At 66.8% G+C, this 12,606-nt stretch carries 15 protein-coding genes; 10 read left to right on the forward strand and 5 right to left on the reverse strand.

The annotated features are described in order from the left end of the window. Nucleotides 1-69 precede the first annotated feature (69 nt). From ACFSCU_RS07930 to ychF, 3 genes are all read left to right on the forward strand, one after another. Nucleotides 70-939 (forward strand): MOSC domain-containing protein, encoded by an 870-nt coding sequence (locus ACFSCU_RS07930; protein WP_180549855.1) that lies wholly within the window; start codon nucleotides 70-72, stop codon nucleotides 937-939. Between the two features lie 95 nt (nucleotides 940-1,034). Next, nucleotides 1,035-2,189 (forward strand): hypothetical protein, encoded by a 1,155-nt coding sequence (locus tag ACFSCU_RS07935; RefSeq protein ID WP_333705763.1) that lies wholly within the window; start codon nucleotides 1,035-1,037, stop codon nucleotides 2,187-2,189. 165 nt (nucleotides 2,190-2,354) lie between these two features. Beyond that, nucleotides 2,355-3,449, forward strand: a complete 1,095-nt coding sequence (ychF, locus tag ACFSCU_RS07940; RefSeq protein WP_377560351.1) for a redox-regulated ATPase YchF — start codon at nucleotides 2,355-2,357, stop codon at nucleotides 3,447-3,449. 206 nt (nucleotides 3,450-3,655) lie between these two features. On the opposite strand, the gene alkB is transcribed toward ychF, so the two are convergent. Both alkB and ACFSCU_RS07950 read right to left on the reverse strand, forming a co-directional pair. Further along, nucleotides 3,656-4,306: a DNA oxidative demethylase AlkB gene (alkB, locus tag ACFSCU_RS07945; protein ID WP_180549853.1), complete on the reverse strand. Its 651-nt coding sequence runs from the start codon at nucleotides 4,304-4,306 to the stop codon at nucleotides 3,656-3,658. 64 nt (nucleotides 4,307-4,370) lie between these two features. Further along, entirely contained in the window at nucleotides 4,371-4,859 is a 489-nt protein-coding gene (locus ACFSCU_RS07950; protein ID WP_180549852.1) for a YqaA family protein, read from the reverse strand. 131 nt (nucleotides 4,860-4,990) lie between these two features. Here ACFSCU_RS07950 and dusB point away from each other — a divergent pair, with 131 nt between their 5' ends. From dusB to purH, 3 genes are all read left to right on the forward strand, one after another. Next, nucleotides 4,991-6,028 carry a tRNA dihydrouridine synthase DusB gene (gene dusB / locus ACFSCU_RS07955; protein ID WP_377560352.1) on the forward strand — a complete coding sequence of 346 codons (1,038 nt, stop codon included), beginning with the start codon at nucleotides 4,991-4,993 and terminating at the stop codon, nucleotides 6,026-6,028. Nucleotides 6,029-6,030: 2 nt separating this feature from the next. Beyond that, on the forward strand, nucleotides 6,031-6,264 hold the full coding sequence (locus ACFSCU_RS07960; RefSeq protein ID WP_180549851.1) for a Fis family transcriptional regulator: 234 nt from the start codon (nucleotides 6,031-6,033) through the stop codon (nucleotides 6,262-6,264). Nucleotides 6,265-6,470: 206 nt separating this feature from the next. Beyond that, on the forward strand, nucleotides 6,471-8,075 hold the full coding sequence (gene purH / locus ACFSCU_RS07965; RefSeq protein ID WP_377560354.1) for a bifunctional phosphoribosylaminoimidazolecarboxamide formyltransferase/IMP cyclohydrolase: 1,605 nt from the start codon (nucleotides 6,471-6,473) through the stop codon (nucleotides 8,073-8,075). Nucleotides 8,076-8,284: 209 nt separating this feature from the next. Here the strand turns inward: purH and ACFSCU_RS07970 are convergent, their stop codons facing one another. The 3 genes from ACFSCU_RS07970 to thiD all read right to left on the reverse strand — a co-directional run bounded on the left by ACFSCU_RS07970 (nucleotide 8,285) and on the right by thiD (nucleotide 10,949). Beyond that, nucleotides 8,285-8,536 carry a hypothetical protein gene (locus ACFSCU_RS07970; protein ID WP_180549850.1) on the reverse strand — a complete coding sequence of 84 codons (252 nt, stop codon included), beginning with the start codon at nucleotides 8,534-8,536 and terminating at the stop codon, nucleotides 8,285-8,287. A gap of 177 nt (nucleotides 8,537-8,713) precedes the next feature. After that, nucleotides 8,714-10,018: a glutamate-1-semialdehyde 2,1-aminomutase gene (gene hemL / locus ACFSCU_RS07975; RefSeq protein WP_180549849.1), complete on the reverse strand. Its 1,305-nt coding sequence runs from the start codon at nucleotides 10,016-10,018 to the stop codon at nucleotides 8,714-8,716. Further along, nucleotides 10,002-10,949, reverse strand: a complete 948-nt coding sequence (gene thiD, locus ACFSCU_RS07980; protein WP_180549848.1) for a bifunctional hydroxymethylpyrimidine kinase/phosphomethylpyrimidine kinase — start codon at nucleotides 10,947-10,949, stop codon at nucleotides 10,002-10,004. Before thiD ends, hemL begins: the two co-directional genes overlap by 17 nt. Nucleotides 10,950-11,049: 100 nt before the next feature. Here thiD and ACFSCU_RS07985 point away from each other — a divergent pair, with 100 nt between their 5' ends. The 4 genes from ACFSCU_RS07985 to ACFSCU_RS08000 all read left to right on the forward strand — a co-directional run bounded on the left by ACFSCU_RS07985 (nucleotide 11,050) and on the right by ACFSCU_RS08000 (nucleotide 12,586). Beyond that, a complete protein-coding gene (locus ACFSCU_RS07985; protein WP_180549847.1) occupies nucleotides 11,050-11,220 on the forward strand; it encodes a rubredoxin in 171 nt (56 codons plus the stop codon). A gap of 74 nt (nucleotides 11,221-11,294) precedes the next feature. Further along, entirely contained in the window at nucleotides 11,295-11,681 is a 387-nt protein-coding gene (locus ACFSCU_RS07990) for a response regulator (RefSeq protein WP_180549846.1), read from the forward strand. After that, the gene (locus ACFSCU_RS07995) at nucleotides 11,681-12,046 is read left to right on the forward strand and encodes a response regulator (protein ID WP_180549845.1); all 366 of its coding nucleotides are present in this window, start codon (nucleotides 11,681-11,683) and stop codon (nucleotides 12,044-12,046) included. The genes ACFSCU_RS07990 and ACFSCU_RS07995 overlap by 1 nt, the downstream gene beginning before the upstream one ends. Nucleotides 12,047-12,052: 6 nt before the next feature. Further along, entirely contained in the window at nucleotides 12,053-12,586 is a 534-nt protein-coding gene (locus tag ACFSCU_RS08000) for a chemotaxis protein CheW (RefSeq protein ID WP_333705772.1), read from the forward strand. The last annotated feature ends 20 nt before the right edge of the window (nucleotides 12,587-12,606 follow it).

The raw sequence follows: 12,606 nt of genomic DNA on the forward strand, positions 1-12,606 counted from the left end.
CGCCCCCGCGCGGCCCGGCCCGCGCATGGCGCAGAATCGCGCCATCTTTCTCAGCATGGCCGCCCGCCGATGACCAACGATTCTCCCGATGTGCAGGCCACCGTGTCCGGCCTGTTCGTGCACCCCGTCAAGTCCTGCGCCGGCGTGGCGCTGCGCGAGGCGCGGCTGATGGACACCGGCCTCGATCTCGACCGCGCCTGGATGGTGGTGGATGCCGAAGGCCGCTTCGTCACCCAGCGCGAACTGCCGCGCATGGCGCTGGTGCGCCCGCAGATCAAGGTGCTGGAGGTGGTGCTGCGCGCGCCCGGCATGCTGGCGCTGCACCTGGGCATCAACGAGGTCGAGAAGCCCGCGCGGGTGCAGGTGTGGGGCGACGCCCTGGACGCCTGGGACATGGGCGACGTGGCGGGCCAGTGGTTCAGCGACTTCCTCGGCCGGCCCGGCCTGCGGCTGGCGCGCTTCGACCCCGAGGCCACGCGTCTCGCCTCCAAACAGTGGACGGGCGAGGTCGAGGCGCCCATCGAGTTTGCCGACGGCTTTCCGCTGCTGGTGGTGGGCGAGGCCTCGCTGGCCGAGTTGAACCAGCGCCTGGCGGCGGCCGGCCACGCGGCCGTGGGCATCGAGCGTTTCCGGCCGAACATCGTGCTGGCCGGCCTGCAGGCGCACGACGAGGACCGGCTGCACGAGTTGCGCATCGCCACGGCCGAGGGCGAGGTGGTGCTGCGCCTGGTCAAGCCCTGCCCGCGCTGCCCCATTCCCAACGTCGATCCGGCCACGGGCGAGACCAGCCCCGAGGTACTGGCCGCGCTCTCCAGCTACCGCGCCAACGCGCTGCTTGGCGGCGCCATCACCTTCGGCTTAAACTGCGTCATTGTGCAGGGTGCCGGCGCCACCCTGCGCGTGGGCGATGCGGTGGCGGCCGACTGGCGCTTCGATTGATGGGATCGAAAACTCCTGTTTTCATAGCTGATTGCGCTTGCTGGATAAGCGCTCTAGCCTTTTAATGCAATGAAAAATAAAAAAACGGAGAGGCAATGAGGCGGCGCGACGAGAGACGGCTCATCCGCACGCCTGCGGTGCCCCAGCCATCGGCGCTTTCTGTACGCTTTCTGGCGGACGATTTGAGTGGGGCCATGGTCATCGGATCTCGACTGAACAACATCCTGACCGCGCTCGCAGGCAAGCAGACTGTTCATCCCAGCCACAAGGCGTTCTTGCGCAGTCAAGGCGCTCATGCACTGGTGGACTTGATCGACGGCGCGATCTCCGAAGCCGACTACGCCGCACGGGCACAACTCGAGCGCAAGACACGTCAAGAAGTCGCCCGCCAACGCGAGGAAGAAGCGGCTGCCGCACGGCGCCTGGAGGCCGCCTTGACCGCCGAGCGTGATGCCGCCCTGCAGGCTCGACTCAAGGAGGAAGCGGAGCAACAACGAGCAGCCCGTATCCGATACGAAAGCAGTCCGGAGTTCATCGCCAAGCAGAAAACCAGGGAACTGCTCCACAAGTACGGCGTCGACGAATTCGTCGCAGCAGGGGATTTCAAACGCTTGATGCCGATCCTGCACGAGTTGGACGCCGGCAGACGGCTCTCAAAAGAGGATGTCGTCTGGCTCAAGGTTCACGCCAATCGTTACCGTTTGGCTGGTGTTTTGGCTGCCCATCATCGTCGCGAGGCAGACGGCTTCCTGGCTGAATTCAGGCGCGGCGGTGACCCTTGGCAGGCCATCAGTGCCAGTGGCCACCTGCGCAAATGCGATGCCTCGCAGGAAGCCATTGATCTCCTTGCCACGATTCCTGCGCAGCGGCTGAAACAGGACAAGCTCAAGTCGGCGATGCTTACCACGCAAGGGGGTGCCATGCGCGATTTGGAGCGTTTTTCCGACGCTCAGCAAGCGGGCGAGACCGCCCATGAACTACTTCCGCAAGACTATCGTCCGTGCACCTTGCTTGGCGCCGTGCATATCCAGCAAGGCCAATACGGGCTGGGGCACGATTGGTATTGCAAGGCCGAAGAACGTGGTGCGCCTGCTGCCGGCAATGATTCGGAAATTCGCTCGTTGTTGCGCGGCATGCCCGAAGAGAAACGCCGGGCAGCCGAAACCGAACTGCTTCGCATCGATCCTGTTCGATACGGATGGATCACGAAACACCCCCGGAGCCCTCGACGCAAGGCCCCGCATGAGTGACGGCGTGGCAACCAATCAGGAGTTTGGTTGATATCATTTTGATAGCTATCGGCGCTTTTCAAATAAGCGCTGGATGCCAATTTGGCTTGTAATCCTCTGCCAGTGCCCGAATCGTGCCGCCGCTAGAATCAACGGCTTCCCCCTGAATCCACCGAAAGCCCCGACATGAGCCTGCAATGCGGCATCGTGGGCCTGCCCAACGTGGGCAAGTCCACGCTTTTCAACGCCCTGACCAAAGCGGGCATCGCTGCGGAAAACTACCCCTTCTGCACCATCGAGCCGAACACCGGCGTGGTGGAGGTGCCCGATCCGCGCCTGGCGCAGCTGGCCGAGATCGTGAAGCCGGAGCGCGTGCTGCCGGCCATCGTCGAATTCGTCGACATCGCCGGCCTGGTGGCCGGTGCCAGCCAGGGCGAGGGGCTGGGCAACCAGTTTCTGGCGCACATCCGCGAGACCGACGCCATCGTCAACGTGGTGCGCTGCTTCGAGGACGAGAACGTGGTGCACGTGGCCGGCAAGGTGGACCCGATCTCCGACATCGAGGTGATCCAGACCGAGCTGTGCCTGGCCGACCTGGGCACCGTCGAGAAAGCCCTGCAGCGCTACACCAAGGCCAGCAAGAGCGGCAACGACAAGGAAGCCGCCGCCATGGTCAAGCTGCTGGGGACCGTGCAGGCAGCGCTGAACGAGGGCAAGCCGGTGCGCACGCTGCAGCTCTCAAAAGAAGAGCAGGCGCTGCTCAAGCCGCTGTGCCTGATCACCGCCAAACCGGCCATGTTCGTCGGCAACGTGAGCGAGGACGGGTTCGACAACAACCCGCTGCTGGATCGCCTGAAAGAGTACGCCGCCGGCCAGAACGCGCCCGTGGTGGCCATCTGCGCCAAGATGGAAGCCGACATGGCGGACATGAGCGACGAGGACAAGGAACTCTTCCTGGCCGAGATGGGGCAGGACGAGCCGGGCCTGAACCGCCTGATCCGCGCCGCCTTCAAGCTGCTGGGCCTGCAGACCTACTTCACCGCCGGTGTGAAGGAGGTGCGCGCCTGGACCATCCACATCGGCGACACCGCGCCGCAGGCGGCCGGCGTGATCCACGGCGACTTCGAGCGCGGCTTCATCCGCGCCCAGACCATCGCGTTCGACGACTACATCGCCTTCAAGGGCGAGCAGGGCGCCAAGGACGCGGGCAAGATGCGCAGCGAAGGCAAGGAATACGTCGTCAAGGATGGGGACGTGATGAACTTCCTGTTTAACGTGTGAGCACCCCCCTGAGCGCCTGACGGCGCTTCCCCCCTCTGCTGCGCGAGGGGGGACACAGCCAGTGCCCGGCGCAGGTCCGGGCACGGCTGTCGCTGACGTGGCCTGCTCCGCGGCCGTTCGGGCTTTCTCCCTCTCCCGCGGGCGGGAGAGGGTTGGGGTGAGGGCCTGCTGCACATGGTGGCAACACCGCCTTGCCTTCAAGCCCGCTACCCCGCCCGCCGCAGCGTGAAGTTGATGCGCTGCGCCCCCGTCAGCGGGTGATGGCCTTCGGGCAGCGGCGCGATGCCGTGAAAGCGCAGGCGATCCACACCACCCCACACCACCACGTCGCCGTGCAGCAGGGGCACGCGCACGGTGCGGTCGGCACGGCGCAGGCCGCCCCATAGGAACACCGCCGGCAGGCCGAGCGAGACGGAGACGATGGGTTGCGCCAGGTCGCGCTCGTCGCGGTCCTGGTGCAGGCCCATGCGGGCGCCGGGGGCGTAGCGGTTGATGAGGCAGGCGTCGGGCGTGAAGCCGTCGAAGCCGGCAGCCGCCGCCGCCTGGGTGGCGAGATCGGCGAAAGGCGCGGGCAGTGGTGGCCACGGTTGGCCGCTGTCGGGGTCGAGCGCGCTGTAGCGGTAGCCGCGCCGGTCGCTCACCCAGCCGAGCGCGCCGCAGTTGGTGAGCGCCACCGACATGCGCTGGCCGCCCGGGGTCTGCATGTGGCGCCACGGTGCCTGCGCCACCACGGTCTGCAGCGCGGGCCACAGCACATCGACCCACGGCAGCGCAAAGCCGCGCAGCACCTGCGCCTGCGGGCCGAGCCGCGTCGCGCCGGTCTGCGGTGTGTCGTCGGTGAACAGGTCGGTGGTCATGGGCAGCGGGTTTCAAGCCAAATCGGCCGCCAGCGCAGGCGTGACAAGCGCTGGCAGCTATGAATCAATGAGCAAACGCGAGCTTTTCGGGCCACACATAGAGCAGCGCCAGCGTCATCGCCACATAGCGCGTGAACTTGCCCGCCGCCATCCAGGCGGTGCAGGGCGCCAGCGGCATGCGCAGCCAGCCGGCCACGGCGCACAGCGGGTCGCCGATGACGGGCAGGAAGGACAGGAAGCACGCCGGCGGGCCGATGCGTTGCAGCCAGGTCAGCGCGCGCAGGTGGGTGGGCGAGTCGCGCCATTGGTCGACCACGTGGTGTGCGCCCAGGCCCATCCACCAGGTCACCACGCCGCCCAGCGTGTTGCCGGCGGTGGCCACCGCGATGGCGGGCCAGAACAGCTCCGGATTGAGCTTGATCAAGCCGAACAGCACCGGCTCCGAGCCCATCGGCAACAGCGTGGCGGCCACGAAGGCCACCACGAACAGCGTGGACAGCCCGTATTCGGGCAGCGCCAGCGCGGCGAGGAGTTGTTGCAACCAGGCGTCCATCAGGGGCCGAGTGTAGGCAGTCGCAAAAAAGCGGGCCGGCATTTCAATTGCTGAAAATTTGGGCAGGTAGAATCCGCTCCCTTGCCGCGCGCCCCGCACCGCCGTGCCGATGCCGCCGCGCAGCCACCGCCATGCAGATCGGTCCCCATTCCCTGCCCAACCGCCTGTTCGTCGCCCCCATGGCGGGGGTGACGGATCGGCCGTTCCGCCAGCTGTGCCGCGGCTTCGGCGCCGGCTACGCGGTGAGCGAGATGGTGACCTCGCGCAAGGATTTGTGGCACACGCTCAAGACCTCGCGCCGCGCCGACCACGCGGGCGAGCCGGGCCCCATCGCCGTGCAGATCGCCGGCACCGACGCCGCCATGATGGCCGAGGCAGCGCGCCACAACATCGACCGCGGCGCGCAGATCATCGACATCAACATGGGCTGCCCGGCCAAGAAGGTGTGCAACAAGTGGGCCGGCAGCGCGCTGATGCAGGACGAGGCGCTGGCGCTCTCGATCGTCGAGGCCGTGGTGGCCGCCTGCGCGCCGCACGGCGTGCCGGTGACGCTGAAGATGCGCACCGGCTGGTGCGCGCGGGTGAAGAACGCCCTCGGCATCGCCCGTGCGGCCGAAAGCGCCGGCGTGCAGATGGTGACGGTGCACGGCCGCACGCGCGAACAGGGTTACAAGGGCGTGGCGGAGTACGACACCATCGCTGCCGTCAAGGCCGCGCTGAAGATTCCGGTGGTGGCCAACGGCGACATCGATTCACCTGAGAAGGCGAACGCCGTGCTGCGCGCCACCGGCGCCGACGCGCTGATGATCGGCCGCGCCGCGCAGGGCCGGCCGTGGATCTTTCGCGAGGTCGCGCACTTTCTGGCCACCGGCCAGCACCTGGCGCCGCCGCTGGTGCTGGAAGTGCGGCGCGCGCTGCTCGATCACCTGCACGACCACTACGGCCTGTATGGCGAATTCAGCGGCGTGCGCTCGGCGCGCAAGCACATCGGCTGGTACGTGCGCGCGCTGCCCGGCGGCGAGGACTTCCGCCGCCGCATGAACCTGGTCGACAGCGCTGCCGTGCAGTGGCAGCTGGTGGCCGACTATTTCGAGGAACTGGCTGACAGCCACGAGCGCCTGTCCCCGGCGCCCGCCGCCCAGCCTGCGGAAGCATTGGAGGCCCGCTGACCATGAGCAAGAAGAACATTGAGGAGTGTGTGCGCGACAACCTGGAGGCGTACTTCCGCGATCTGCGCGGCACCGAGCCGGGCGCGCTGTACGACATGGTGGTGCGCGCGGTCGAGAAGCCGCTGCTGGACGTGGTGATGCAGCACGCCGGCCACAATCAGAGCCGCGCCGCCGAGTGGCTGGGCATGAACCGCAACACGCTGCGCAAAAAGCTGGTGGAACATAAGCTGATATGAACCTCCCTGAGCGCCTGACGGCGCTTCCCTCCTTCTGCTCCGCAAGGAGGGACATCGCCAGCGGGCGGGCCAAGCCCTTCCGCGGCGATCGCTGGCATGGCCTGCTCCGCGGCCACCAGTGTGAAGGTGCTTGATTTTTGATAGCTGTTGGCGCTGGCGTATTGGGCGCTGCAGGTCGTTTTTATTGTTGATCTTTGAGCTTTGACATGAATGCACTGATCTCCGTTTCCGACAAGACCGGCGTGGCCGACTTGGCCGCCGCGCTGGTGGCGCTGGGCGTCAACCTGCTGTCCACCGGCGGCACGGCAAAGCTGCTGCAGGACGCCGGGCTGCCCGTGACCGAGGTGGCCGAGGTGACGCAGTTCCCCGAGATGCTGGATGGGCGCGTGAAGACGCTGCACCCCAAGGTGCACGGCGGCCTGCTGGCGCGGCGCGATGTGCCGGCCCACATGCAGGCGCTGGCCGACCACGGCATCGGCACCATCGACGTGCTGGTGGTCAACCTGTACCCGTTCGAGGCCACGGTGGCCCAGGCCGGCTGCACGCTGGCCGACGCCATCGAGAACATCGACATCGGCGGGCCGGCGATGGTGCGCAGCGCCGCCAAGAACTGGAAGGACGTGGCCGTGCTGACCGACGCCGATCAGTACGCACCGGTGCTGGCAGAGCTGAAGGCCAACCAGGGCAAGCTGTCGGACAAGACGCGCTTCGGCCTGGCGGTGGCGGCGTTCAACCGCATCAGCAACTACGACGCGGCCATCAGCGATTACCTGTCTGCTATAGATTTCGATGCTGCCGGCGCAGACGGGGTGCCGTCTATGAGCCTTTTCGCCTCGCAAAGCAACGGCCGCTTCGTCAAGCTGCAGGACCTGCGCTACGGCGAGAACCCGCACCAGCAGGCCGCCTTCTACCGCGACCTTTATCCCGCGCCCGGCTCGCTGGTCACGGCCGAGCAGCTGCAGGGCAAGGAGCTGAGCTACAACAACATCGCCGACGCCGATGCGGCGTGGGAATGCGTGAAGCAATGGGTCGAGCCCGCGTGCGTCATCGTCAAGCACGCCAACCCCTGCGGCGTGGCCATCGGCGCCAACGCGCTGGAGGCTTATTCGAAAGCCTTCAAGACCGACCCCACCAGCGCCTTCGGCGGCATCATCGCCTTCAACGTGCCGGTAGACGGCGCGGCGGCGGAAGCCGTGTCGAAGCAGTTCGTCGAGGTGCTGATGGCGCCCGACTTCACGCCCGAGGCGCTGGCCGTGTTCAAGGCCAAGGCCAACGTGCGCGTGCTGCGCATCCCGCTGGACGGCGTGAAGCGCGACGGCGCCACGGCTTTCGAGCGCGGCCAGAACGCCATGGACATCAAGCGCGTCGGCTCGGGCCTGCTGATCCAGACCGCCGACTTCCACGACCTGAAGGCCAGCGATCTGAAGGTGGTGACCAAGAGGCAGCCGACGCCCGAGCAGATCGCCGACCTGCTGTTCGCCTGGAAGGTGGCGCAGTTCGTCAAGAGCAACGCCATCGTGTTCTGCGGCGGCGGCATGACACTGGGCGTGGGCGCCGGCCAGATGAGCCGGCTCGATTCAGCCCGCATCGCCAGCATCAAGGCCGAGCACGCGGGGCTGTCGCTGCAGGGCAGTGCGGTGGCCAGCGATGCCTTCTTCCCGTTCCGCGACGGGCTGGACGTGGTGATCGACCATGGCGCCACTTGCGTGATCCAGCCGGGCGGCTCGATGCGCGATCAGGAGGTGATCGACGCGGCCGACGAGCGCGGCGTGGCGATGGTGTTCAGCGGCGTGCGCCACTTCAGGCACTGATACCCATGCGCTTTCAAAAATGACGAATGACAAATGACTTCGCTGCGCTTCAATGACAAAAAAGGCATTCGTCATTTGTCATGCGGCGCCAGCCGTGGTCATTTATCATCGTTTTGAACGCGAAACGGTATGAGCCCGCGGCGCAAGGCCGCGCCGAAAAAAGCAAAGCGGCCCGCGGGCCGCTTTTTCATGGGTGCGCGAAGTGCTGATCAGCGGCAGCGCGCCGGGTACAGCGAGCAGTTGACGCCGCGCGCGTCGTAGCGGTGGTCGTCGCGGCGCTCGGCGCGCGGGTCTTTCTTGGCCGCATCGCGCGGTGCCAGGTGCGACAGGTCGGCGAGCCTGGCACCGGCCTGTGCGGTGGCCTTCTGCGCCGGTGCGCTTGCTGCAGCGGCTTGCGGCGTGTTGGCCTGGGCGCTGAGGGCGGCGCCCGCCAGCAAGGTCAGGGCGAGGAGTCGGGGCATCGTCGTCATGGGGGTGGTTCTCAGTGCATTCAATACAGATGCGCCAAGCTTAGCCCCCGGTAGTCGGCCACGGCGCATGCCGCGCGGGCAGGCTCGTGTCGAAGTTGACGGCCGCGCGTTTTTCTTGCCCACGGCGGGCGCTGGGATGGGTCGGCGCCGCCACGGAGGCGGCGAGCATCAGAGCGACTTGAACACCTCGGCCGCCGCGGCGATGGTGGCGTAGATGTCCGCATCGGTGTGGGCCGCGCTGACGAAGCCCGCCTCGTACAGCGCCGGCGCGATGTAGACGCCGCGCTGCAGCAGGCCGTGGAACAGGCGGTTGAAACGCTCGCCGTCGGTCTTCATCACCTGGCCATAGTTCTGCGGCAATTCGGGCAGCAGGAAGAAGCCGAACATGCCGCCTTCGCAATCGGCCGAGAAGGGCACGCCGGCCGCCTGTGCCGCGGCGCCCAGGCCGTCGACCAGGCGGCGCGTCTTGCGCGACAGCTCGTCGAAGAAGCCGGGTTGCTTGATCTCGCGCAATGTGGCCAGGCCGCAGGCGGTGGCCACCGGGTTGCCGCTCAGCGTGCCGGCCTGGTACACCGGGCCGAGCGGTGCCAGCTGTTCCATCACCGCGCGCTTGCCGCCGAAGGCCGCCAGCGGCATGCCGCCGCCGATGACCTTGCCCATCACCGTGATGTCGGGCTCGAAGCCGGGAATGAGCCTGGCGTACACGCTTTGCGCGCTGCCCAGCGCGACGCGGCAGCCGGTCATCACCTCGTCGTAGATCAGCAGCGCGCCGTGCTGCGTGCACAGCTCGCGCGCACGGCGGGTGAACTCGGGCGTGGCGCGCACGAAGTTCATGTTGCCGGCGATGGGCTCGATGATCAGGCCCGCGATGTCGGCGCCGTGCAGGGCGAAGGCTTCCTCGAGTTGCGCCACGTTGTTGTATTCGAGCACCAGGGTGTGCTGCACCACCTCGGGCGGCACGCCGGCGCTGGTGGGGTTGCCGAAGGTGGCCAGGCCCGAACCGGCCTTGACCAGCAGCGCGTCGGCATGGCCGTGGTAGCAGCCTTCGAACTTGAGGATCTTGCTGCGCCCCGTGGCGCCGCGCGCCAGGCGGATGGCGGTCATGCCGGCCTCGGTGCCGCTGCTGACCAGGCGCAGCATCTCCATGCTGGGCACGAGCGAGAGGATTTCCTCGGCCAGCTCGATCTCGCGCTCGGTCGGCGCGCCGAACGAGAAGCCTTCGGTGGCGGCCTTCTGGACGGCCTCCAACACGGCGGGGTGGCCGTGGCCCAGGATCATCGGGCCCCAGGAGCCGATGTAGTCGATGTAGCGCTGGTCGTTGGCGTCCCAGAAGTAGGCGCCGTGCGCGCGCTGCACGAAGCGCGGCGTGCCGCCCACGGCGCGGAAGGCGCGCACGGGCGAGTTGACGCCGCCGGGGATCACCTGGCGGGCGCGCGCCATCAGCGCGTCATTGAGGTCAGTGCTTGGTTTCATTGAAGGGGTGAGGTATGTCGATCAAGGGATCGGGACTGGCAGCATCGTCCGCGCCGTCGTCGTCGGCCTCGGCGCTGGCCCAGAACAGCCGATCGGCCACTGCGCGGCCCATGCCGGGGCGAAAACCATGGTCCAGGGCCTGGTCCAGGTACAGCAGGGCTTCGCCCACGGCCTCGGTCAGGTCGGAGCCGGTGGCCAGCAGCGCCGCCAGGGCCGCAGAGAGGATGTCGCCAGCGCCCAGAAAGCCGGCGTCGATGCGCTCGAAGCTCTGGCTGTGCAGTTCGGCCTGCGGGCTGGCCAGCACGTTGCCCAGCTGGTCGCCCGCCATGGGCACGCCCGTGACGACCACATAGGACACGCCGTACTCCGCGGCGGCGCGTGCCAGGTCGGCGGCGCGGGCATGGCGGTCGGTGGTCGATTCGGGCAGCAGCCAGTGCCGCAGGGTGGCGTTGTTGCCCACCAGCACGGCGGTCTGCGGCAGCAGCAACTCGCGGAAGGCGTCCAAGTAGTCGTCGATTTCCTGCTCGGACCACCAGGACAGGTCGGGCATGTAGGCGATGAGTGGCACCGACGCGTAGTCGGACGCGAACGCCGCGACGGCCGCCACCACCTCGGCGCTGCCGAGGAAGCCCACCTTGATGGTGAGGATCGGAATATCCTCGGCCACGGCGTGGGCCTGTTCGGCCACCGTGGTGTCGTCGATGACGGTGTGGCCGAGCGTTTCGCGCGTGTCGCGCACATACACGCCGGTGACCACCGGCAGCGCATGCGCGCCGATGGAGCCGATCACCAGCGCATCGCTGCTGGATCCGCAGGCGCCGGTGGGGTCGCTGGCATTGAAGCTGAGCACGCACGGCAAAGTGTCGTGTTCAGCCAACGCGTCGGAAATGTCGTTATCCCGCGACGCATCGGTCGCACTGGTGCGGGTCATGAGGCACAAATAGGGCGGTTTGGTGCGACATAGTGCCACTCCGTCTGGAACCCCGTCGATACAATCAATTGCATTCTAAGCAAGTGCAACTTAAGCTGTAATGAATACGAAGACTTGGATGTGTCTGATCTGCGGCTGGCTCTATGACGAGGCCGAAGGCGCACCCGACCATGGTATCGCGCCGGGCACTCCCTGGGAGCAGGTTCCCATGAACTGGACCTGCCCGGAATGCGGGGCAAGGAAGGAAGACTTCGAAATGGTGCAGATCTGATTCGCTAGGCGGATCGGTCTGGCTTTTTTGGATTGGCCGCCCCAGCGGCCTCTTTGGAGAGTCGCGAGGGTTCGATGGCATCAAAGCGCGTGCTCGTCATTGACGACAGCAACACGATTCGGCGCAGCGCCGAAATCTTCCTCAAGCAGGGAGGGCACGAGGTCATGCTGGCCGAGGACGGTTTCGACGCCCTGGCCAAGGTCAACGACGCCCAGCCCGACCTGATCTTCTGCGACATCCTGATGCCGCGTCTGGATGGCTACCAGACCTGCGCGATCATCAAGCGCAACGAGAAATTCGCCGACACGCCGGTGGTCATGCTGTCGTCCAAGGACGGCGTGTTCGACAAGGCGCGTGGCCGCATGGTCGGCTCGCAGGAATACCTGACCAAGCCTTTCACCAAGGACCAGTTGCTGCAGGCCGTGCAGGAATTCGGTGCCACCAACAAAGGAGCTGTGTGATGTCGATCCGCAACGTGCTGATCGTGGACGATTCCAAGACGGAATTGATGTTTCTGAGCGAAATGCTCAAGAAGGCCGGCTTTGCCGTGACCACGGCGGAGAACGCCGAGGACGCGCAGCGCCGCCTCGAGCAGGCCAAGCCCGACCTGATTCTGATGGATGTGGTGATGCCGGGCCAGAACGGCTTCCAGCTGACGCGCGCCATCTCGCGCGACCCGCGCTACACCGACATTCCCATCATCATGTGCACCAGCAAGAACCAGGAGACGGATCGTGTGTGGGGCATGCGCCAGGGCGCGCGCGACTACATCACCAAGCCGGTCGACCAGGCTGAGCTGATGGGCAAGATCAAGGCTCTCGGCTAAAAGCGCATGTCCAACAAGCAAGCGCTTCGCGAGTTTCAGAGCCGGCTGGCCGAACGGCTGCAGTCGGCCCGCACCACGGGCGTGGCCGCGTCCTGGCTGGCGGTCGAGACGGGGGACCTGCGGCTGCTGTTCCCCCTCAGCCACGCGGGCGAAATCTTTTCCTGGACCGATGTGCAGCGGGTGCCATACGTGCAACCGTGGTTCATGGGTGTGGCCAACCTGCGCGGCGGCCTGTCGGCGGTCATCGACCTGGCGGCTTTCGTCAGGGGCGATGGCGCGCGCCGGGTGCGCAGCGAGAGCGAACTGGCCCAGTGCCGGCTGGTGGCGCTGAACCCCCTGCTGGAAACCAACTGTGCCCTGCTGGTGGATCGCCTGCTGGGCCTGCGGACCACCGACGCGTTCGCCTCGTCGGCCCCGCCCGACCAGTCGGCTGCGCCGTATTTCGGTCACGTTTACACCGACCTCGAAGGTCGGCAATGGCAGGAACTCAACCTGCAAGCCCTTTCCCAACACCAGGCCTTTCTGGGCATTGGTGCGTAGTTCGTTTGTCAAGGTCGCAA

The sequence above is a fragment of the Ottowia beijingensis genome (assembly GCF_042680925.1).
Taxonomy (GTDB): Bacteria; Pseudomonadota; Gammaproteobacteria; order Burkholderiales; family Burkholderiaceae_C; genus Ottowia; species Ottowia beijingensis.

Bases quoted from the DNA above. Each gene is read 5' to 3' on its own strand.
- ACFSCU_RS07930 (WP_180549855.1), top strand. From the start codon at position 70: ATGACCAACGATTCTCCCGATGTGCAGGCCACCGTGTCCGGCCTGTTC.
- ACFSCU_RS07935 (WP_333705763.1), top strand. From the start codon at position 1,035: ATGAGGCGGCGCGACGAGAGACGGCTCATCCGCACGCCTGCGGTGCCC.
- ychF (WP_377560351.1), top strand. From the start codon at position 2,355: ATGAGCCTGCAATGCGGCATCGTGGGCCTGCCCAACGTGGGCAAGTCC.
- alkB (WP_180549853.1), bottom strand. From the start codon at position 4,306: ATGACCACCGACCTGTTCACCGACGACACACCGCAGACCGGCGCGACG.
- ACFSCU_RS07950 (WP_180549852.1), bottom strand. From the start codon at position 4,859: ATGGACGCCTGGTTGCAACAACTCCTCGCCGCGCTGGCGCTGCCCGAA.
- dusB (WP_377560352.1), top strand. From the start codon at position 4,991: ATGCAGATCGGTCCCCATTCCCTGCCCAACCGCCTGTTCGTCGCCCCC.
- ACFSCU_RS07960 (WP_180549851.1), top strand. From the start codon at position 6,031: ATGAGCAAGAAGAACATTGAGGAGTGTGTGCGCGACAACCTGGAGGCG.
- purH (WP_377560354.1), top strand. From the start codon at position 6,471: ATGAATGCACTGATCTCCGTTTCCGACAAGACCGGCGTGGCCGACTTG.
- ACFSCU_RS07970 (WP_180549850.1), bottom strand. From the start codon at position 8,536: ATGCCCCGACTCCTCGCCCTGACCTTGCTGGCGGGCGCCGCCCTCAGC.
- hemL (WP_180549849.1), bottom strand. From the start codon at position 10,018: ATGAAACCAAGCACTGACCTCAATGACGCGCTGATGGCGCGCGCCCGC.
- thiD (WP_180549848.1), bottom strand. From the start codon at position 10,949: ATGACCCGCACCAGTGCGACCGATGCGTCGCGGGATAACGACATTTCC.
- ACFSCU_RS07985 (WP_180549847.1), top strand. From the start codon at position 11,050: ATGAATACGAAGACTTGGATGTGTCTGATCTGCGGCTGGCTCTATGAC.
- ACFSCU_RS07990 (WP_180549846.1), top strand. From the start codon at position 11,295: ATGGCATCAAAGCGCGTGCTCGTCATTGACGACAGCAACACGATTCGG.
- ACFSCU_RS07995 (WP_180549845.1), top strand. From the start codon at position 11,681: ATGTCGATCCGCAACGTGCTGATCGTGGACGATTCCAAGACGGAATTG.
- ACFSCU_RS08000 (WP_333705772.1), top strand. From the start codon at position 12,053: ATGTCCAACAAGCAAGCGCTTCGCGAGTTTCAGAGCCGGCTGGCCGAA.